Genomic DNA, 21640 nt, shown 5'->3' with positions numbered 1-21640 from the left:
GGAGGAGAGTCAATGAACAAATTACCGAAAAGTTATTTTGCGGCCTTATTAATGTCTTTAACATTAGTAGGATGTCAAACAAATGAAACAGAAGCACCAACAGAAGCTAAAAACTCGTTTGAAGCGGGAACTTATACGGGAACTGCGATGGGGAACAATGGAGAAATTAAAGTTGAGGTAGAATTCAGCGAAACTGAAATCTTATCAGTTAAAGTTCTTGAACATCATGAAACTGAAGGTCTTGCAGCTCCAGCTATTGAACGTATTCCGAGTGGGATTGTTGAAAATCAAACATTAGCAGTTGATACAGTATCAGGTGCAACAAATGTAAGTAATGGGATTTTAGATGCCGTTGCTGACTGTGTGACACAAGCAGGTGGAGATGTTGAATCTTTAAAAGTGAAACAAGAGTCAACAACAACTGCACAAGTTGAAGAAATTACAACAGATGTTGTCGTTGTAGGAGCAGGAGCTTCTGGTTCAGCGGCAGCTGTAGCAGCTAGTGAAGCTGGAGCAAATGTTATCTTACTTGAAAAAGCACCAGGTGTTTCAGGAGCAGGGTCAATGGCCGGTGTTATTTTCGCCGATCATAGTTCAATGCAAGTTGAAGCAAATGATACAGCAGATTCAGAGTGGTTATATGAAACATACATTAAGGAAAGTGGATACTTTGCTAATTCACGTTTAGTTCGTGCAATTATCAATAAATCAGCTTCAACAATTGATTGGTTACTTGAGCAAGGTGTAAACTTAAATTTATTAGAAGCTGGACACGGAGCACAATATAATCACGTAGGAATGCCAACAACGGCTCATGGATATGCAGACGGTGGAACAGTAGCAATCCAAACGTTACATGATAAAGTTGTTGAAAATGGTGGAACAGTCATGTATGAAACACCAGGAGAATCATTAATTATGGATGATTCAGGAAAAGTAACTGGAGTTGTTGCACGTCGTGCAGATGGAACAGAGTTACGTATCACGGCTGACTCAGTTATTTTATCAACAGGTGGATACGGTGGAAATGCAGAAATGATGAAAGAACATTTCGGTGAAGAAGCTGGAACTGGATTAATCGCTACAGCAACTGGTGACGGATTAGAGATGGCTTGGTCAGCAGGAGCTGCTGAATTAGGAACAGATGTTGCTCAGTGGTTTGGTATGACGTTTGAAGCTGAAGCGAAGAAGAAGATGCAAGATTCATCTGCTTTAACAGATTTAGTTCGTAATCCATTATTATTTGTAAACAATAAAGGATATCGTTTTGGAAATGAAGAAGAAGCTTACGAAAGTGCAGCTTTATCAACGATGATTTATACACAACCAGATGCAGAAATGTACATCATCTTAGATCAAGGGATTGTTGAACAAGTTGCAGAAAAAGGATTAGCTAGTGTATTTGCTGATCGTTGGGGACACTTATATGGTAAAGGTGTATCCTATATTGAAGCTGGACATTTAAAAGATATAGATAAAATGGCTGAAGCAAATCGTGCACCATTTGATTACAGTGCTGTTTTAGCTGATGCTGTTCAAGCAGGTGTTGCATTTACAGCAAATAGCATCGAAGAATTAGCAGAGTTAATTGGAGCGCCTTACTTAGTAGAAGAAGTAGCGAATTATAATCAAATGGCGAATAATGGAGAAGATACTCAATTCTTCAAAGATTCTAAATATATGTATGCGCTAGAAAAGGGTCCATATTACGCGGTAAAAGTTAAAACACGTTGTCTTGGAACGTTAGGTGGCGTTGCAATTAATGAAAACATTCAAGCTGTTGATGAATCTGGAACACCTATCGATAACTTATGGGTAACAGGTGCTGATGCAGGAGGAATGTACGGAAATAACTATGTGACATTTGAAGGTGGAACATTAGGATTTGCTTACAATTCAGGACGCATTGCTGGAGAAAATGCAGCAGCAAATGCTTTAAGTAAATAATAATTGACGGATGGTTTAAAATGTACCCTAGAGAGTAGACAAGTAAAAAAAGTCTACCCTCTAGGGTCTTTTTGCTATCATATAAACTATTAGATTTTAGGAGGATTTCAGATGAGCAAGAAGTTATTTACACCGCAAGAGATTGAACAACTCAAACAAAACGATTATGTTAAGTCAGTGTCTGAAAAAGGGATTACTTATACAAAAGAATTTAAGGAAAACTTTATTGCGATGAGCGAGAAAGGAAAGTTTCCTCGAGAGATATTCGAATACTATGGATTCAATGTTGAGATGCTTGGTATGCAGCGTGTGAATTCTGCAGCTAAACGTTGGAAACAAGCCTTTAAAACTCAGGGGCCATTAGGATTGGATGATAGTCGTACTACCAATTCTGGAAGACCTCTAAAGCGAGAGTTAACGATAGAAGAACAGTTGTTACGTACGCAAGCCGAATTAGAAGTTTTAAGGATTGAGAACGAATTATTAAAAAAGTTGAGACTCGTGAGAAAAATGCTAGAATAGTCTCTAAAGAAGTAAGGTTTCAAATGATTCATCAAGTGGTGAGCCAGACATCAACTAAATTTAACTCTTTAATTTCTCATTTATGCGATAGTCTTGGTGTTTCAAGATCAGGTTATTATCGTTATTTTTCGTCATGCGCTGAAAAAGCACGCTTAAAGCGACTAAAAGACGAACAACAACGTTTAGAAGTGATTCAACAAGCCATTCATTTCAAAGGACGAAAGAACAAAGGAATTCGCCAAGTAGCGATGGTTCTTAAAGGAGAATTCAACATCTCCTTTAACCTAAAATCTATTCATCGCATCATGAAAAAATATGGATTGTTGAGTAAAGTTCGTCGAAGTAATCCCTATCGTAAACTCGCTAAAGCTACGCAAGCACATCGCGTTTGTCCAAATCTTGTTAACCGTAAGTTTAGACCATCAGAACCTTACAAAGTTCTATTAACCGATATCACTTATTTAAAATATGGAAAGGGTCAGACTGCCTATCTCTCTACCATTTTAGATAGTGCAACGAATGAAGTTTTAGCCTTTCAATTAAGTGATCATTTAAAGATAGATTTTGTGCTTCAAACACTGAAAAAACTTCAAGAAAATCCGACTGTCCAATTAATGAAAGAAACGATCATTCACTCCGATCAGGGAGTACACTATACTAGTCCACAATTTTCAAATCAAGTAAAAGAATTAGGAATTCAACAATCCATGTCAAGAAAGGGTAATTGTTGGGATAACGCTCCACAAGAATCATTTTTTGGGCATTTAAAAGATGAAGCAGAGATTACGAATCAAATGTCATTTGATGATTTATTCATCGAAATTAAAGATTATATAGATTACCATAACAACTTTAGATATCAATGGAATTTAAATAAGCTGACTCCTGTAGGATACAGAAATCAGCTTCAAGTTGCTTAGGTTTTTTTTCTTTGTCCTTGACAAAGGGTACAGATTAGTTTTCCATCCGTTTTTTTTTATGAAGAAGTTTATGATAACGAGTTAAAAAGAGGACGTTTGACTTAATCGTAGCTAAAAGTTAATGATCAAAGAAGTCATCTAAGTTCAAGAGGGCTTCTTTTTTATTGAAGTACGATGATTGGAATGTGGGTTTTCAGAGTTTGTCTAGGATATTTGCTTGGTGTAACACTGAAATGAGGATTTTACGGTGTTTTTATCGGAATGTTTGTCGATTGGGGCGTTCGAGGAATCCTTTACTATATATAAACAGAAATGTATTTTATAATGCTACACCAGTCTTAGTTGGTAAGCCGCTTTAATATTAAGGCATCCTATAGTCCAGTTAAAAGTTTTCCGATATGAAAAACATATCTGGACTTATATATATGAGATTGTGTGGGGATGAGTGGTTAACTCATCAATTAGCAGATGAAGAGGATGAATCGTTAGAAGTTGTAACATCTTAATAAAAATGAAAAATAATGAGTTCATGAATAACACTTAAATTCTTTTTATCATAAGATATATTAATTATGGAATTTTCGCCCATTTTAATGAAAAAGAAAGAGGGGATGTTATGGAGATTGAGTTTCAATCCAAATTAGAACTTATTAGTTTTTTAAATTTACATCAGGAGGATTTTATTCTTGAAATATCAGGGGAGTCTCCCTGGATAGCACCTCTTTTAAAAAATATGTATCCCAAATCAACTTATAAAGTCGATGTTTGTCTTGCAGAAGATCAAGCGTTTGAGACAGAGGTGATGAGTTGTTATGAGCGAGTTTTTTTCTTATCCCACTTACAACAATCGTCTACCACTTTTGATCAAATGTATCATACTGCTATTATTCCATCTTTATTTAATCAATTAAGTAAAGAAGAGGGGATTAATCTCATTCATGAGCTTCTTAAGCGAGGAGTTGAAGAGATTTATTTAGTAGTGGATCATGAAAATGGAGCAAACACATGGATTCTTTCTGATTTTAAAGATTTCGATGTTTCGTTTTTTAATTTGAAACACTTACCTAGCAAATTAATTAAAATTTATGCGACTCACTTTTTAGAGACTAAACAGCCACTACCACTTGTCAAAAACGGCCAAAAGCTTTCTATTTTAGTAACTATTCAGCCACCAAGTAAATGAATTCCATTCCTTGGTGTTTTTGTTAATGATATGTAGCTCTCGTGAATAACTTACCTATTTGTAAGATTTACGTTATAATATCCTTACTATTCCAACTTTAGAAGAAGGTGTCATCTCATGTCAGAATCTGAAATCATCAAAGTTTATCAGGAGGGGATTCAATCCGTTATTAGTTTAGTTCAAGGACTTTCCACTCAAATCTCTGAGTTATCTCAGACTGTTTCAGATTTAGATGCTCGCCTTAAGAAACTTGAAAAACAATCAAATCAAACCAGTCAAAATAGTAGCTTACCTCCGTCAACCGATGGTTTTAAAAAGACAAAAAGTTTGCGTCAACCTTCAAATAAAAAACCGGGTGGTCAAGTCGGACATCAAGGTTCAACCTTAAAAATGATAAAAGATCCGGATCATGTCGTCACACATCATCCGAAAACTTGCCAAGGGTGTGGGTGTTGTTTAGAAAACGTTGAACCTCAAAAAACGATTCGACGTCAAGTTTTTGATTTACCGAGCTTAAGGCTTCAAGTGACTGAGCATCAATCCCAAATTAAAGTATGTCCTAACTGTCACTTTAAAAATGAAGGACTATTTCCGAAACATGTCACACAACCGACACAATATGGGCCACATTTAACAAGTGTATTAACTTATTTCAGTCACTATCAATTGATTCCTTTCAACCGTCTGAAACAATTGACTCAAGATATTTTCAAAGCGACCATCAGCCAAGGAACACTGGTGAATATGACGAAACGATGTGATGAGTTATTAGAAACGACTGAAGCCTCAATCAAAGAAAATCTTTTGGCATCAAATCATCTTCATTTAGATGAAACAGGCTGTTATGTCAATGGAAAGAGACACTGGCTTCACGTGACTTCAAATCAAAAATTCACGCATTACTTTGTTCATGAAAAGCGTGGCTCTCAAGCCATTGAAGCCAATGGCATTCTTCCCTCTTTCAAAGGAACCGTCATCCATGACCATTGGACCCCGTATTTTAAATATGATGATTGTACGCATGCTTTATGTAACGTTCATCATTTAAGAGAGTTTAAAGGAATCATCGATTTTGAGAACCAACAGTGGGCAAAAAACATGACGAAATTATTACTTGAAGCTAAAACTTATTCAGAAGAGACGGAATATCCTTTACCCTTATCTAAAATACAGGAGTTTGAGAAACGATACCAACAAATCATCGAAGAGGGTTACCGTGAGAATCCTTTAAAACTGCATGAAAAGAATACGGATTCCGTTCGATTACTCAATCGTTTATCGAAACGACAAGAAGAAGTATTAGAATTTCTGTATCAAGTTGAAGTTCCGTTTGATAATAATTTAGCTGAGCGTGATGTCCGAATGACTAAAACTAAACAAAAAATATCCGGATGTTTCCGAACAGAAAAAGGTGCTCATTGTTTCGCCCGAATCAGAGGTTTCATCTCTACTTGTCAAAAGCAAGGATTAAATATTATCGAAAGTATTGAAACCATTTTAATGGGAAATACGATTCAATTTTCATAACATTCACAAGGAGTACTTCACTAAATGAGCACTCCTTTTTGTGATACTCTTTTCTACTAGGCTGAATAGTTACCTATTTTATATATTTTACCCCATCAAAACGTGACGGGTGGGCTAAAAATGTTATACACTCAAATGAAGGCATTACAGCAACGAGGACATCGTATCACTGTTTTACTTCGAGGGGCCTATGATCGAGTCGTTCCAAATTGGATTACGGATTTTACTCCCGATCAAGAGTTTGTACTTCAAGGACATGAAACGTATACTGACTATTTAAGTGGAGTTGACGTTGTTTTTGCCGGTTTTTATAATCAAATTAAAGAGTTAATGAATGCAAATGTTCCTATTTTATACTGGGAACAAGGTCATGAGTTCTTATATGGGGATGTCGGTGATCAAGAAAAAGAAAAAATCATTCGCGCCTCTTTGCAGGAACAATTTAAAGAAGAGATTTATTATGCGACGGATTCGGTTTATGTTCATGATATTGTAAAAGCGCGATTTAATCAGGAATCTTATGTTTTACCGGTTTTTATTGATACTGAGCGTTATTATCCGGTTGAAAGAGAAGAATCGAAAGAATTAAGAATTTTACTCGTTGGAAATCCAATGTTATCGTTTAAAGGATTTGTCACTGCGTTGCAAGTCTTGGTTCAGGCGTGGCATCAAGGATTTCGTTTTAAAGTCACTTGGGCTTGTCAGGTTCAACCAACAACGAGTGCCTTACCTTTTGAAGTTGAATATGTGGTTAATGCGTCCCAATTAGAGTTAGCTAACCTTTATCGTCAATCGGATATTTTACTAAGTTGTTCGATTTATGAAGGGTGTCCATTACCTCCTCTTGAAGCAATGGCATCTGGGGTGGCAGTTGTTTGTACGAACTGTGGTGGCATTAATCAATACGCTAAACATGAGCAAAATGCACTGATTGCTTCATCTAATACGATTGAAGAATTAACGGAACATTTAAAACGCGTGTTAACAGATTCAACACTAAGAGCGCATTTAGTTGAAAATGGACTAAAAACAGCCGAGCAAATGAGTCCAGTCAACGGAGCTTGTTTGCTAGAAGACATCTTACATAGTACGATTCATCAGTTTAAAGAAGACAAAAAACAAATAAAACAAACGAAAAAAGTGAAAATCTTATTTCTAATTGGAACGTTGCTTGGTGGAGGAGCTGAAAAAGTGCTTTTAAACCTTGTGAAAGGACTCGATCAATCGAAATTTGATATTACCGTTCAAACTCGAATTGACCAAGGAATTTACATTGATGAAATTAAAAAATATGCGACTTATAAAACCATTTATAGAGTAACGGCACAGAGTGAAGAAGAAGCGAATGCTTTAAAAGAATACTATACGTACTTAGAGACATTAACGCCGACACGACTAAGTCAAGAAGTTATTGATCAAGACTATGATATTGAAGTGGCCTTTTTAGAAGATCAATCAACTCGGATCATTGCCTATTCACCGAATAAACATGCTAAAAAAATTGCATGGGTTCATACGGATTTAATGGCTAATCGAGGGGCGGACTTCTGTTTTTCTAGTGAAGAGGAGCATAAATCATGTTACGAAGCCTTCGATGAAATTGTTTGTGTGTCAGAAGGAGCCAAAAAGGCGTTCATTGAAAAATTTGGAATTTATGATCATGTCCATGTCATTTATAATCCAATTGACGAGGTAGAAATTAAAGAAAAAGCTGCGTTACCATGTCAAGCGTCGCTACCTGAAGAATTTAAAATTGTGTCTGTGGGGCGTTTAACGCCAGAAAAAGGATATGATCGATTACTTATCATTCAACAAAAATTAAAAGAATTAGGCGTTAACTGTCAGCTCATTATTATCGGAGAGGGCGTTAAGCGTCAAGAATATGAAGACTATATTCGACAAAATCAGCTAGAAGATTGCGTTACGCTCATGGGGTATCACCCAAATCCTTATCAATTAGTGAACCATTGTCAGTTATTTATCTGTTCTTCATACGTTGAAGGGTTGAGTTCTGCCGTGATTGAAGCGTTGATTTTAGGCATTCCTATTATTGCGACCGACTGTGCGGGAAATCGAGAACTTCTGAAAGATGGAGAGTATGGATTTTTAGTCGAGAATACGCTTCAAGCGTTGTATGACGGCGTGATTAACGTCTTATTTAATACGATGACTTATTTAGAGTTAAAACAAAAAAGTCAAAAAGGTGGCGAACAGTTTTCTTATCACCAACAACTATCCAAAATTCAATCATTTTTATTAATACCGAAAGAGTAACTTAATGTGTTGATTAAACGAAAAGAGAAATTGATTGAAGAAATGAGGGATGGCTTATGAAATCTTATCCAGTTACAGTTTTTACGCCAACATATAATCGGGCTTATACCTTAACTCGGTTATATGAGTCTTTAAAAAGACAAACCGTTCAATCGTTTGAATGGATTATTGTTGATGATGGATCAATGGATGAAACGGCAAATCTGATTTTTCCTTGGATTGAAAGCGAAGCAAACTTTGAAATTATTTATATTCGGGTTAAAAACGGAGGAAAACATCGAGCGATTAATAAAGCAACTGAACTCGCTCGAGGAAAACTATTTTTAATGGTCGATTCAGACGATTATCTTAAAGATGATGCCGTTGAAACGATTATTCGCTGGGAAGAAAGTATTCAAAACTTATCGGGTTATGCGGGTGTCGCCGGAAATAAAGGAACCAGTGAAACGGATCTCATCGGTCAAACCTTTGAGGGAGAGTATTTAGATGCGACTTCACTTGAACGTGAAAAATATCATATTGACGGAGATAAAGCCGAAGTTTTTTATACTGATGTTTTAAAACAGTATAAGTTTCCTGAAATTGAGGGAGAAACCTTTATGACAGAATCAGTTGTCTGGTTTCATATTGCACACGATGGATTAAAGCTTAGATGGTTTAATGACATTATTTATATTGCCAATTATTTAGAAGATGGTCTCACCAAAAATGCACATCAACTATTTCAAAAAAATCCAAAAGGAATAGAGTTAGCAGCCACCTTACATCAACAGTTTTATGAATCATTTTTACAAAAAGAAAAAGAGCAACTCCTAACTCAAATTCAATCATTCGTTACAAGTGGAAACTTATCTTATGCCATGAATCAGTTAAACGAAGCTCTTCCAGCGCTCAAAGAAGATCTTGATATTAAACGAATTCATGCGCAAGTGGCTATTTATGATCATCAGTTTGAATTCGCTCGGAAGCTTTTAAGTGAAATCCTATTAGTCGCTCCGTTTGACTCGCAGACTCATTTGAAATTAGCTGAATTAAGGGAACAAGATCAGCAACTAAACTTAGCCATTCAGTCTTATCAAGATGCCTTGTTATATACAACCGATCCAACAATAGAAAAACAAATCACAGAAAAGTTAGTTCGTCATTATCACTTAAATCCAAATCAGCTGAAACGAGTGGGATATCAAACGTTAAAGCAATTGGTTGAAGGAAATAATTTAGAAGAGGCTAAACAATTTATTTTAACTCAACCATCGTTTGATGAAGTGTTTCAGTTAGAAGTCTGTTACTACTGGAATCAAAATAATTATGTGTCAGCCATTCTTTCATGTATGCTAAATGCACTAGAAGATGAGCAAGATTCTCTTATTCACTCGCATTATTTACAAGGGCATCGTCTATTTAATCAAGGGAAGTATGAACAAAGCTTGAATGAGCTTTTGCAACTTCCGCCTGATGAGATGAGTCCAGTGAGTTTATATCGATTAGCGATTTTATTTAAGTTGGCAGGACAATTAGAGGTTTCACAAATGTATGAAAAACAGTATGAACTCATGGTTCAAACGATGAAAGCGGTGGGTGAGAAGTACTATTTTGATGAGATTAATCCTCAAAACATCGTTGCGTTACAACAACTTGGGTTCAAGTCCTTACAACAACATTTACAATCAGAAGCGAATTCGCTGAATATTATGGATCTCATCTTTTTTGAATATCCTTTAACAAAGAAAGAGGGTCAAGCGCTATTTGAACTGTGTCATTTTCATCAAATTAAAACAATTTTATATATGAGTGCCTCTTGTTTCAAACAACTAATCGACGGTCACGAGTTTGAACAGGAACGCTCGATACTCAATCAAGCCTCTTATTTAATTGCACCAAATGAAAAAATGAAACACTGGTTACTAGATCATGGGGTTTATACATCGATTCATACGTTAGAACTTATGGATGACATCGTTATCGAAAAAGGTGAGTTGACATTGAAAAACCGTGAGCTTTCGAGTTCCATTGTTTTCGTGAACGATTTAGCATCATCTGAAGATTTGCAATTAGTAAAATCATCCGTGATTCATGACTGCAAGCTAAATGTCTATCACTGCGATGTCAAAGAAATGAAGATGAGTGAGTTGAATGAGTTAGACGGAAGTTTTGGTTTGTTATATCAAGATTCATTGACGACATTAAATAACTCCGAGATGGATGCATCGCTTCAAACAGCGTATCAATTAGCCCTTTATCTTGTAGCGGGATTGCCGATTATTTGTTTACAAAACTCAAAAGAGGCGTCGTTTATTTTAAATCATCACTTAGGGATCACGGTTTCTTGTTTAGCTGAAGTAAAAGAAAAGATAAATGAGCTAACGACGGATGACTATGAGAAAATGAAAGCACAAGTGGCTATTTTCTCAAAGAAAATGAATGAAAAAAATTATTTTAAAGCAAGTGTTCAATCGATTTTACAAAAATTAAGGGGAGAAACGTTTGAATAAGGGGGAAGAAAAATGAAAGTAAGTGTCATTATCCCGGCGTATAATTCGGAAAAATACATTGCTCGTTGTATTGATTCTGTTTTAAGACAAAGTCTAGAAGATTTAGAGGTGATTATTGTTAATGATGGATCGACTGATCAAACACAAGCCATCATCGATCAATTTTTAACAGACTCTCGTCTTCGTGTTGTTCAATTGCCAAATAATGAAGGAATCATTAGAACAAAAGAAAAAGGGGTAAAACTTGCAAAGGGAGATTATATTCTTTTTGTTGATAATGATGATTGGATTGCTCTTGATACATTAGAAAAATTATATAATTATGCCATTAAAGAAGACGCGGACATGGTTTATTACAATTTTTATCAGGTCATTGGAAATATCGGATACCCTCAACCAGGGATCAAGGAGCCGTTACAAACGTTTAAAGACCATTTAACTGATGAAAGCATTCGTTCCATTTATCACTGTACCTTATGGAGAAAGTTAATTCGAAGATCACATATTCAAGCCATCGATTTCTCTAAAATGCCAAGTATTAATTATTGGGAAGATTGGGTAGTGGGTGTATTATTAACATTAAATGAACCGAAAATTGCTTATTTAGATGAGTATTTATACTTTTGGAACATGCATCCAGAAAGTACGGTTGGAACCATTCGTGATCGTTGCACGAGTGATATCATTCAGGCATTTGATTTTGTCACAGATACCTTTAAAGAACTTGGACTTTATGAACAGTACAAACATACGTTTAAACAACGATTAGAGGAACATACCGCTTGGATGGAATCTGTTAAAGAGCAAAATTTAAAATGTGCCAATGAAATGATGGCGTATTATCAGAAATGGATTGAAGCGTTTCATTAAATGAAAAAATAAGGTTTGATTTTATTTAAAGGAGCATTTGAGATGGTTGAGGCTTGTGCCAGTTTATCACTGATATTTTTAATTCTAGCAGGATTATTTATCATACTTAAGGATAAAGGAGCTATGTTCATTAGCGGATTTAATACACTCTCAAAAGATGAACGAGAGTTGTATGATAAACATCAGCTTGTTCAAGCGACGAGAAACTCGTTATTCTTATGGAGTATCATATTAGGCATAGGGGGCGTGTTATCTTATATTGTGTCTTCATATGCTGGGGTCATCTCATTCATCATTTGGATCTTCTTATTTTGCAAAGATTTACATTGGGATGCTAGAAAAGCGTTTGAAAAATATAAGAAATAGGTTGGCGAAATCCATTAAACTCCATTATCCCATCAAAAGTAGTGTTAAAAGGAGCGTTAGAAACAGGAACGTCGTGGACGGAAACCTTTGAATACAATGGTCAGACCTACGAAGCAATCAATCAATTAACGGTTCAAACCTCTGAGGCAGGTGTCACCCAATATCGAGTGGATACAACGGTTAAAGATATGCCGGGTTATATTCAACCCGATTATGTAGAAACTCGCATTTATGAAGAAGGAAAAGGATTAGTTTCATTTACGAACTTACAACCCTTAAGCCAATTTGATGAAGATTACCCAAAAGACTATCCAGAGGTTGAATTCTATCAGTTTGGATATAAACAAACAGGGGTTCAACAAGCCTCTGATCAAGAAAGTTCTTGGGAAAACTAAGAGGCAGTTAAGTATGTCAACAAACGATGACGATTTAACGAGACGTCGCTAATTTGAAATAAAATAAGGATTTACCACTCTATTCTTTAGCTAAATCCTGGGTATGGTTGTCTATTATGCTACGGCATTACATAAAAAGAAGGGGAGTTAGTCAATTTGTACTAGCTCCCTTATTTTTATCTTTATCCAATCATAAATAATTTATTTTTAAATTCAACTGTTTTGTCTCCACTGTTCATAGAAGGTTAATAATTGTTGTTGAAGTTGTGTATGATGACCTAACATGGTGTATCCAAATGAAGCGATTGAATAAGCATACGTATTAAATGGAGTCTGATAGGTCGTATATAAATCATTTTTTTTCAGTTCATTTGTCACAAACTCGATCGTATAAATAAAGTCGTTAACTCGTGAGGTCGGTGTATGGCTTGTACTAGCCGAATAATCAAACCAATAATATAAACATTGAGGACAAAAACTGATTTTAGGATGATGCATCAATAAACTGGCTGTCGTTGCCGAATCTTCACAATGATTCAGACCTTCAGGAAATGAAACATGATCTAAGTATGACTTTTTAATGAATTTGCACCATAACGGTGTTCGAATCTGTCCATTAAAATAAACCGTTAATGGATCTTGTTGAATTTGCTTCTCAAGGCCCCTTTCGTACGTCCACATGTTTATGATTTGATTTTCAATGACTTGATAGGCATGATATAACACAATATCAGCATTTGATGCTTTAGCCATTTCATATAACACTTCAAGTGCTTTTAAATCGAGTTGATCATCATTGTCCATGAAAAGGATGTATTCTCCAGTCGCCAATTCAAGACCTCGTTTTTTAGTTGTACTAATTCCGGCATTTTCTTGTTCAATGGCTATAAGATGAGGGTAGTTTAACTTAAATTCATTAATGATACTTTGGGTTTGATCCGTTGAGCCATCGTTGATGACAATGATTTCAATCCCTGGTAACGTTTGATTGACAAGAGACGATAAACAACGGAATAGATGCTGTTGTGCCTGATAAGCAGGAACAATCACACTCACTTTTGGTTGCATACGATGAACCTCCTTTGATTATAAAATATGGATTGTTAACTAAGTACGCTCAGTTCTTAAAAAATGAAACGGTTATCGTCATTTAATAGAAAGCATATGTGAAATGATAATTAAAAAATGAAGTTGAATGATTCAATTAACTTAGTATGATATAGTTTATTCGATTGCTAGGTTAATTTGATAGAAGATAAAACATTTATCAAAAAACAAGCCTCCATCATCAAAGAAGGAGGCTTGTTTTTATTTAATGGCAAGAACAACTAACTCAATAGAATCAACGGTAATGGTTTGAATCGGTTCAGATGAATTAACTCGTCCATATTGATTAGCAAGTAACACATAATCTTGTTCTAACTCTAAAGTCATTGCTTGATGAGTTGGGTTGATTAAAATTTTAAGTGATTCATAATCGCCGTAGGCTTTAACGTTTTTAATTGTATAGTCAATGATTCCGTTTGGAAGAGATTGAACTAAGATATGTGCTTGAATTTCTTCGCTAGTTGATAATCGAAAAGCTTTGATCGATTGGCGAAGAGAAATAAAATCTTTAACAAAATCAACGGTTTCTTGGTACTGATCTTTACGATCCCAATCTAATTGATTGATTTCATCAGATGATTTATAACTGTTGTGATCGCCATTTTTCGTTCGATTAAATTCTTGCCCCGCGTGTAAAAATGGAATTCCTTGAGATACTAAAATAAGAGCGTTAATCAGTTTTTGACGTTTTAATCGCGTTTCTAACGATTCACACTTATTGGCTAACATCATCTTATCAAATAAGGTTAAATTATCATGACATTCAACGTAATTAAGACTCATCGTTGGTTCAACAAATAGTGGGTCCATCCCAATTTTCGTACATGAACCGGCAATGACATTCATAACGCGGTTTAAGTCTTCTGTGTATCCAAGACCGTATCCAATATCAGATAGCTCGGTTTCAAAAGGTGAGCCTTTAATTCCACGGCTAAAACGATCATTAAAGTGAGCCACGTTTGGCATTTGGTCATTATTAAACATCATCGCCTTTTTTTCTTCAGGCATTAATGATGGCATATTCCATCCTTCACCGTAAACCATGACAGACGAATCGATCATTTGACATTCTTTTGCAATGTCATTCATCGTTTCTGTATCTAAAATCCCCATTAAATCAAAGCGGAATCCATCAAATCCATAATCTCTAACCCACATTTTACAAGAATTTATAATAAACTGACGACCCATCGGACGTAAGGAATCAAAGTCATTTCCACAAAATGAACCATTTGAAATTTCACCATTTTCTCCAAGCTTAAAATAATAATTAGGAACGATGTTTTCAAATGAAGAGGTTTGACGATCAAACATATGATTATACACCACATCCATAATCACTCGAAATCCTTTTTCGTGAAGTTTCGCGATCATCTGTTTCATCTCAATAATTCGTGAGTAAGGGTTATGAATGTCAGTGGCATAACTTCCTTCTGGTACATTATATTGAACAGGATCGTATCCCCAGTTATAAGATTCAAATTGATTTAATTCATCGACTGATCCAAAATCATACGTTGGAAGAAGTTGAAGGTGAGTGACTCCTAAATCCATGAGATAATCAAGTCCAGTTAATGTTCCACGATCCGTTCTTGTTCCTTCTTCAATGACGCCTAAAAACTTTCCAACATGCTTAATTCCTGAGTTTTTGTGCATGGAAAAGTCACGAACATGTAGTTCATAGATAATTGCATCCGTATAAGATTCAAGTGGTTTTAATCCATGACGCTGATTGTTCACTTCTACTTTTTGAGGATCAATAATCACTGTTCGTTGATGATTTGGTGTTGAGGCGATAGCATAAGGATCGGTAGCCTGATTCCATGAACCATTGACTTTGACCAGATAAATGTAAGAAGCAAGTTCATAGTCACCCATCAGTGTAAGGCTCCAAACACCTTGATTTCCTTTAGTTAAATCATGCGTTTGAACGTCATTGTTGTGATGAATTTCAACTTTAATTTGTGAGGCAATGGGCGACCATACTTTAAAAGTAGTCGCAAGTTTTGTGTAAGTGACCCCTAAATCATCTCCCTCATAATAAAAGGCCTCATCAAATGCTTTTGTTCTAACCACGTACCCAAATTGTAAAGGTGTGGTGAGTTGACGATCATCGGTTAATCGATAGCTTTCTCCTAACTCTAGTAGCGGTGTTTTTAAAATATATTTGACGTAGTTGTCATCATCTATGATATTAAGAATCTCTAAATTAACACTGTTAGACTGTTCATCTTTTAATCGGAAGCTTTGGTTCTTTCCTTCGTAATAATTTTTACTTAAATAGGCTGTAATGGTTTCAAATGTATCTAAATAGGCTTCAAATGTTTGACGTTTCCTCATCATAAAAATTTCCCCCTCAGTCATATTGAGTTCATTATATCTAACCCCATATATTTTTGAAATAGTTTTCTTGAAGTATTGTTGTGTAACGCTTTTCAGTTTTGAATGTTCTAGTCGATGTTGACGATGAGACGACTGCATTTTAAATCGTGAGATAAATAAGAACGATGAATTATCACATAATAAAACTATCTCATAAAAATGAAGAATATCTTTTCATCTAGCCTAAGCAGTTGAATGATTAAGTTAGTCACTTTAATCTTTTATGAGATCAGTGATTAGAATTTAAATTAAGCTTTTTTATCAGGATGATTTAATCAACGGATAGAAAGGAGTCATGAACATGACATCATTTTTAGAAAAAATGTTTATAGTTGAAGGTTTATTATTTGGAATTATTGGTCTTTTATTTTTCATCTTCCCGCTTCAAACCATTATTAGCTTGAGTGTTTTAATTGCTATCTTATTTATCATCGTCGGTGTTTCGACGATCCTTCGATGCCGACATCGCGAGGGACGTGCCTTTTTTATCTTTAATGGGATCATTAATATCTTATTTGGATTAGTCTTATGGCTTTATCCGATTCCAACCATTGATTTACTCATTGTTGTTTATGGGGTATGGGTACTCGCTCGTGGCGCTTATTTAATGTTCATGTCGTTTAGAAACGGCCATTTTGGATGGAATGCTTATACGGTTTATAATGCGATTCTAGTCGTTTTTGGAATCCTTGTCATTGTTCAACCTCTTTCGGTTTTAGTGACTGCTCCTTACTTTATCGGTGCAGCTTTGATCTTAACAGCGATTAGTGAAATTTATATCGGTGTTAAACTAAAAGATACGTTTTAAGTTAAAGAACCTGTTTAAGCGGGTTCTTTTTCATTTCAATTAAATTTTCACTGACGGTCTCTATCGTTTTATGTTATGATAAGGATACAATAATAAAGATGGTGAAACTAATGGAGATCGTATTAACACAAAATCGAGTACTTGGCGAAGCTAAAAAAGTTCATTTTATTCGTCATTTTTTAAATTTAAAAGCTAGTAGTAGTCAATATACAGCTATTTCATATGAACGAGATATTTTAGATTTTTTTCAAGTCGAACAAATTGAAGACATTAGACTCGAGCAAATTATTGCGGTGAATATGTTTGATGTCGAGCATTATTTATTAGATTTAAAGGGGAAAGGGTGTGCTTCAGCGACGATTAATCGCAAAGTGTCATCTTTAAGCTCGTTATATAAATGGTTACTAAAGTATCAAGATAATCGAACGGGAACGGCGTTATTACATTTTAATCCATTTGGTAATTTGAAAGAGGAAAAGCCAAAGGTCAACTCAAAAGAAACCGAATTTCTGACAGCTGAAGAATGTATACAACTGTTAAAAGTGTTTGATACAACAAAACTTGTGGAGTTGCGTAACAAAACGATTATGTACTTAGCGTTAACCACAGCGCTTCGTAAATCTGAGTTAATTAATATTCGTCTTCAAGATGTGACAAAATACGGAGATTATGACGTGATTCATGTTACTCGAAAAGGACGAAAAAAAGACATGGTTAAAATTCAACCCGGTGTCAAATTACTGATTGAAGAGTACGTGAAGCGAACGAGTCGTAACTTTGAAGAGCATAAAGAGGCTTATTTATTTATCGGCCACTCTCGTAACAAGCGTAATAATGAAAAGCTCGATCCAAGTTCATTAAATTACATGATGAAAGCGGTCTGTAAGCGAGCGGGTATTACGAAGCATCTTAAAGTTCATTCCACTCGTCACACGGCGATTACACTTGCAATTACAAATGGGGCGAGTATTGAAAAAGTTCGTGACTTTGCAGCGCATCAAAATATTGCAACAACCAATCGCTATATTCACTCAATTGAAAAGTTAAAAGATAATGCCGGAGATCTTATTCAGTTTGATTTAATGAATGACGCATCCGCTAATTAAATTTTATGACTCTTAAAAAGTAAAGCATAACGTCTAGCATGGACGTTATGCTTTACTTTTTAAGAGTTTTTTTATACTTAAGCTTAAGTATATCAATGAATGTCATGTTTTGATGAGGTGCAAAAATGAGTTCGTAATCTTGTTCATGACACATACAATGAATTAGATGTCTTGCATATAGGGAGGAAAAAATGAAACAAAAAATTAGGTACACCATCATCAATGTCATTTCTTATTTGTTTTTAATCGTTTTATCATTTACAACGAACGGAGCAAAAGCCTTCACGATTCCTTCAGCTCAGCCACTCATTACACCCGCTCCATATACGTTTTTAATTTGGCTTTTGATTTATGGACTTTGGGGAATTTGGATCATTTGGTTTGGTTTTCGTCAAACAAAAGCAGATGATGCTTATCAAAGAGTCAGTCGATTTTTACCCATCAGTTTTATTTGTTCGGCGTTATCGTTAATCGTTGGTCAGCCGATAGCAGGTCTATTTATTGTTGGAGCACTCATGACGGCTAGCTTTGTCTACTTGTCATCTCAACATGCTAAAGGAGAGCGAGTTCCTTTTTTTCGACTTCCTATTTCTGTTTATTTAGGATGGTTATCGATTGCGACGATTGTTGAAATTTCTATTTTATTAAAAGCTAATGGTTTTAGCGAGTTATTTGGATTGACTGAAACTTTTTGGGCTATTTTTGTTTTAATGATGGGTGGTTTTTTCGCGGTTGTTTTTACAGAGAGTCAGCTTGACTTAGTTTATCCGCTTGTTTTTATTTGGGCGTATATCGGGATTGCTATTAAAAACTTAGATCACATCACTATTTTTCTGACTTGTTGCTTCGCGATTTTATTAATAGGCTGGATGATGGATCAAGTCAAACGAATGTTAGCTCAGTTCTAAATGTTTTACTAATAAGATTTGGCTTCCTTGAATACAGTGTAGTAAACTGCATGCATCGAAAGGGAAGAGAATCATGAAAGTCGGGGAAGAATTACTAAAGGAAGCTTTAAGTAAAATCAAGCAAAACTATCTTACTTATCAATTTATGGTTCATCGTGATGTGGCCTGGACCTTTCAAAAAATTTGTTACCAACTCATTGAAGAACAAGGCTATCTGTTAGATGTCTATCAAGACTATCCCTTAGAAAAGGGGCGAAAGGAATCTAATGATAATGAGTTATTCTTTATTTTACAAGGGATGAATTATAAAGAAATGTTTAAGCCAACCTCTAGTGTTCAATTAGTCGTTCGGATTTTATTTGAACCCTCTAAACATCGGCGTGACATTTGTGAGTATCATTTACCACGTCTTAATTCATCAAAAATTAATGATCATTTATCCGAGTTAAAATCACTTGTTGAGTCAAAGAAAGCTAAAGAAGCTATTTTGATTATTTTTGATGAATATTCTAGACATCAAGCACTTCTTCATGAGACCAAAGACTTGTTTTGTGAAGAGTGGGGAACGTTTGATGATCCAGGGCTAAATGTTTCAATTTTAATGGCTCATTATCATGACTTATCTTTATTAGATTTAAATAACTCTTGTCTTCATGAAACCACCTCTTCTTAAAGGTGGTTTTTATTATGTTTTTCTCTCTTATTTCAATTTTTTTAGACTCAAAAACTCATTTCCATATTTTAACTCGTCTCTTCACTTTTTTCTCCCCCTGTTTTTTACGTATTTTCCCCTTATTTTTATGTCATTTTTAATCATCCCACTTATATTCAATATAATGAAAGTTATATTGAATATAATCAATCACCAACTATGATGTATACATCCGTATACTTACGTAAACTACCTGTAAATTAGCTTATTTTATGTTGTATACAAAAGTATACAATTAATTGATGTATACAAGGAGGGTGTAAAAAGGATAAAAATGTGATATAATAGATAAAAATGTAGTAAAAAGGTGAGAAAATGGCAGATGCAGTATTTAGTGTGCGTATTGATGAAGAATTGAAGAATCGATTTATTGAATTAGCGCAACAAAATGGAATTAATAATAAAGATTTGATGCAACTGATGCTAACGCAATTTGAGTTAGGACAAATAAGTGCAGGATCAAATCAATTTACAAAAGATATCGAGGAGTTGCAACATTTAACGAAACGTATAGCAGATATTTACATTCACTTAGTTGAAGGTGTACAATTAAAAGAGCTAGAATATAAAAATAAAGAAAACCAACAACTTCAAAAGCAACAAGAAGAAATCGAGAAATTAAAAGAGCAACTTTTACAACTTGAACAAAAAGAGCAACAAATTCAACAATTAAAGGATCAAGTTAAAGGATTAAAACAAGAAGTTGGGGTTCAAAAAGAGGAGCAACGTAACTTAAAAGAATTAAATGATTTGTTACGTCAAAAAAATAGTGAACTAGAAAAGAACTTTGTAGCAGCTGAAGTTAAAATTGAAGCGGCGAACGAGGCATTAGAGCAACTGACAAAACTAAAAGCATTAGTGGATGATAAAGAAGATGAAATGAGGCGCTTAAACAGTCAGCTTCACAGGATTGAAGATGAAAAGGAAAAGCAAAAGAATCAGTTTGCTGAAGAACTGAAACAAAAAGAGCACGGGGTAGAACAAGAAGTTGAGTTGTTAAAACGAACGCAACAGCTTGAATTACAAGAATTGCGTCTTTCACTTCAACAAGACTATAATGATAAGATTGAAAAGCTAAGAGATGATTACAACACAAAGAATTCATTATTAGTAGAAGAAAACGAACAATTAAAACAGAGATTAAATAATCAGCTATTAAAAGGAGACGCATTAGAAGCGAAATAGAAAGAGGGAAGAAACCTGATGGCGAAAGAACTAATTCAAGAAGTTCGAGAACGATTAAGCATCTTTATTGATTTATACGATAGTATTCGGATTGTTGATCCGATTAAAAAAGAAATTATTGGGGAAGAAGGAAAAATCAATACACTTGAATTTTTTAAAAATGGAAATAACTGCTATGATTTTTGGCAACGAAATTCAGTTTGTCGAAATTGTGCTTCCTTTGTTGCTTATAAAAATAAGAAATCAACATTTAAAATTGAAAGATATAACGATGAAGTTTACTTGATCTTTGCGTTACCGATTGAACATGACGATCGATTTTATGTTGTTGAATTGTTAAAAAAGATGTCCACAGATGATTTCTTTTCTGATTTATCCTCTAACTTAGCGATCCCACTAGATACGACAACGACAACATTAAATCATTTAGTTAATGTAGATGAATTAACTAAAGTTTATAATCGACGTTATTTTGAAAAACAATTAACAAAAGAACTAATGTATAGCAGCATTTATGAAACGGATTTAGCCGTACTGCTCTTAGATATTGATCACTTTAAACAAATTAATGATGTTCATGGTCATTTAATGGGGGATGAAATCTTAAAACAATTTGTAGAGGTCATTAAGTCTGTACTTCGTCAAGATGTAGATTGGATTAGTCGATATGGTGGAGAAGAGTTTGTCGTTATTTTAAAACATGTTGACTTTAATCATGCGAATGAAGTGGCGGAACGCATTCGACAATCCGTAGAACGCTATGCATTTAAAATCGGTGATAAGATTCAACAAGTAACATGTAGTATCGGCCTTTCAATGTGTTATGCAGGTAATTTGACACTAAAAGAGATACTGCAAGATGCAGATGAAAAGTTATATGAGGCGAAACATAGAGGAAGAAATCGTGTCGTTAGTTAACAAAAAGGGGCTGTCTCA

17 protein-coding genes are annotated in these 21640 nt (G+C 34.9%); 15 read left to right on the top strand and 2 right to left on the bottom strand.

The features are described from left to right. Positions 1-12: 12 nt before the first annotated feature. From JRC48_RS03735 to JRC48_RS03695, 9 genes are all read left to right on the top strand, one after another. A complete protein-coding gene (locus JRC48_RS03735; RefSeq protein ID WP_235070529.1) occupies positions 13-1947 on the top strand; it encodes an FAD-dependent oxidoreductase in 1935 nt (644 codons plus the stop codon). Between the two features lie 111 nt (positions 1948-2058). Continuing rightward, positions 2059-3389 (top strand): IS3 family transposase gene (locus JRC48_RS03730; RefSeq protein ID WP_370630384.1). Its coding sequence is split into 2 segments (ribosomal slippage): positions 2059-2460 and positions 2463-3389, totalling 1329 coding nucleotides; the frame shifts between segments, so codons are not numbered across the junction. Between the two features lie 616 nt (positions 3390-4005). Next, on the top strand, positions 4006-4572 hold the full coding sequence (locus JRC48_RS03725; protein WP_235070527.1) for a hypothetical protein: 567 nt from the start codon (positions 4006-4008) through the stop codon (positions 4570-4572). A 117-nt stretch (positions 4573-4689) separates the two neighbouring features. After that, positions 4690-6099, top strand: a complete 1410-nt coding sequence (locus JRC48_RS03720) for an IS66 family transposase (protein ID WP_235069119.1) — start codon at positions 4690-4692, stop codon at positions 6097-6099. Positions 6100-6219: 120 nt separating this feature from the next. Further along, a complete protein-coding gene (locus JRC48_RS03715; protein WP_235070526.1) occupies positions 6220-8373 on the top strand; it encodes a glycosyltransferase in 2154 nt (717 codons plus the stop codon). Between the two features lie 56 nt (positions 8374-8429). Continuing rightward, on the top strand, positions 8430-10865 hold the full coding sequence (locus tag JRC48_RS03710) for a glycosyltransferase (RefSeq protein WP_235070525.1): 2436 nt from the start codon (positions 8430-8432) through the stop codon (positions 10863-10865). A gap of 12 nt (positions 10866-10877) precedes the next feature. Next, positions 10878-11735 (top strand): glycosyltransferase family 2 protein, encoded by an 858-nt coding sequence (locus JRC48_RS03705; RefSeq protein ID WP_235070524.1) that lies wholly within the window; start codon positions 10878-10880, stop codon positions 11733-11735. Between the two features lie 42 nt (positions 11736-11777). Beyond that, entirely contained in the window at positions 11778-12101 is a 324-nt protein-coding gene (locus JRC48_RS03700; protein WP_235070523.1) for a DUF3784 domain-containing protein, read from the top strand. Positions 12102-12142: 41 nt separating this feature from the next. Continuing rightward, positions 12143-12496 (top strand): hypothetical protein, encoded by a 354-nt coding sequence (locus JRC48_RS03695; protein ID WP_235070522.1) that lies wholly within the window; start codon positions 12143-12145, stop codon positions 12494-12496. A gap of 213 nt (positions 12497-12709) precedes the next feature. Here the strand turns inward: JRC48_RS03695 and JRC48_RS03690 are convergent, their stop codons facing one another. Both JRC48_RS03690 and pulA read right to left on the bottom strand, forming a co-directional pair. Beyond that, positions 12710-13564, bottom strand: coding sequence for a glycosyltransferase (locus JRC48_RS03690; protein WP_235070521.1), 855 nt, complete (start codon positions 13562-13564; stop codon positions 12710-12712). Positions 13565-13804: 240 nt separating this feature from the next. Then, positions 13805-15946: a type I pullulanase gene (gene pulA / locus JRC48_RS03685; RefSeq protein WP_235070520.1), complete on the bottom strand. Its 2142-nt coding sequence runs from the start codon at positions 15944-15946 to the stop codon at positions 13805-13807. Between the two features lie 340 nt (positions 15947-16286). Between pulA and JRC48_RS03680 the strand changes: the two genes are divergently transcribed. The 6 genes from JRC48_RS03680 to JRC48_RS03655 all read left to right on the top strand — a co-directional run bounded on the left by JRC48_RS03680 (position 16287) and on the right by JRC48_RS03655 (position 21622). Beyond that, positions 16287-16793, top strand: coding sequence for an HdeD family acid-resistance protein (locus tag JRC48_RS03680; RefSeq protein WP_235070519.1), 507 nt, complete (start codon positions 16287-16289; stop codon positions 16791-16793). A 110-nt stretch (positions 16794-16903) separates the two neighbouring features. Beyond that, positions 16904-17899, top strand: a complete 996-nt coding sequence (locus JRC48_RS03675; RefSeq protein WP_235070518.1) for a tyrosine-type recombinase/integrase — start codon at positions 16904-16906, stop codon at positions 17897-17899. A 191-nt stretch (positions 17900-18090) separates the two neighbouring features. After that, positions 18091-18807, top strand: coding sequence for a hypothetical protein (locus JRC48_RS03670; protein ID WP_235070517.1), 717 nt, complete (start codon positions 18091-18093; stop codon positions 18805-18807). A 73-nt stretch (positions 18808-18880) separates the two neighbouring features. Further along, on the top strand, positions 18881-19480 hold the full coding sequence (locus JRC48_RS03665; RefSeq protein WP_235070516.1) for a hypothetical protein: 600 nt from the start codon (positions 18881-18883) through the stop codon (positions 19478-19480). A 354-nt stretch (positions 19481-19834) separates the two neighbouring features. Further along, positions 19835-20704, top strand: a complete 870-nt coding sequence (locus JRC48_RS03660; protein ID WP_235070515.1) for a hypothetical protein — start codon at positions 19835-19837, stop codon at positions 20702-20704. Positions 20705-20722: 18 nt separating this feature from the next. Further along, the gene (locus JRC48_RS03655) at positions 20723-21622 is read left to right on the top strand and encodes a GGDEF domain-containing protein (protein WP_235070514.1); all 900 of its coding nucleotides are present in this window, start codon (positions 20723-20725) and stop codon (positions 21620-21622) included. Positions 21623-21640 lie beyond the last annotated feature (18 nt).

It is taken from the genome of Turicibacter sp. TJ11 (genome assembly GCF_021497505.1).
GTDB lineage: Bacteria > Bacillota_I > Bacilli_A > MOL361 > Turicibacteraceae > Turicibacter.
The sequence above is the reverse complement of the archived record's forward strand: the minus strand, read 5'-3'. Positions and strand labels throughout refer to the sequence as shown.

Excerpts from the sequence above, each read along its gene's own strand:
- JRC48_RS03670 (WP_235070517.1), top strand. The coding sequence starts at position 18,091 with ATGAAACAAAAAATTAGGTACACCATCATCAATGTCATTTCTTATTTG.
- JRC48_RS03665 (WP_235070516.1), top strand. The coding sequence starts at position 18,881 with ATGAAAGTCGGGGAAGAATTACTAAAGGAAGCTTTAAGTAAAATCAAG.
- pulA (WP_235070520.1), bottom strand. The coding sequence starts at position 15,946 with ATGATGAGGAAACGTCAAACATTTGAAGCCTATTTAGATACATTTGAA.
- JRC48_RS03675 (WP_235070518.1), top strand. The coding sequence starts at position 16,904 with ATGGAGATCGTATTAACACAAAATCGAGTACTTGGCGAAGCTAAAAAA.
- JRC48_RS03735 (WP_235070529.1), top strand. The coding sequence starts at position 13 with ATGAACAAATTACCGAAAAGTTATTTTGCGGCCTTATTAATGTCTTTA.
- JRC48_RS03720 (WP_235069119.1), top strand. The coding sequence starts at position 4,690 with ATGTCAGAATCTGAAATCATCAAAGTTTATCAGGAGGGGATTCAATCC.
- JRC48_RS03700 (WP_235070523.1), top strand. The coding sequence starts at position 11,778 with ATGGTTGAGGCTTGTGCCAGTTTATCACTGATATTTTTAATTCTAGCA.
- JRC48_RS03655 (WP_235070514.1), top strand. The coding sequence starts at position 20,723 with ATGGCGAAAGAACTAATTCAAGAAGTTCGAGAACGATTAAGCATCTTT.
- JRC48_RS03710 (WP_235070525.1), top strand. The coding sequence starts at position 8,430 with ATGAAATCTTATCCAGTTACAGTTTTTACGCCAACATATAATCGGGCT.
- JRC48_RS03660 (WP_235070515.1), top strand. The coding sequence starts at position 19,835 with ATGGCAGATGCAGTATTTAGTGTGCGTATTGATGAAGAATTGAAGAAT.
- JRC48_RS03705 (WP_235070524.1), top strand. The coding sequence starts at position 10,878 with ATGAAAGTAAGTGTCATTATCCCGGCGTATAATTCGGAAAAATACATT.
- JRC48_RS03680 (WP_235070519.1), top strand. The coding sequence starts at position 16,287 with ATGACATCATTTTTAGAAAAAATGTTTATAGTTGAAGGTTTATTATTT.
- JRC48_RS03725 (WP_235070527.1), top strand. The coding sequence starts at position 4,006 with ATGGAGATTGAGTTTCAATCCAAATTAGAACTTATTAGTTTTTTAAAT.
- JRC48_RS03690 (WP_235070521.1), bottom strand. The coding sequence starts at position 13,564 with ATGCAACCAAAAGTGAGTGTGATTGTTCCTGCTTATCAGGCACAACAG.
- JRC48_RS03715 (WP_235070526.1), top strand. The coding sequence starts at position 6,220 with ATGTTATACACTCAAATGAAGGCATTACAGCAACGAGGACATCGTATC.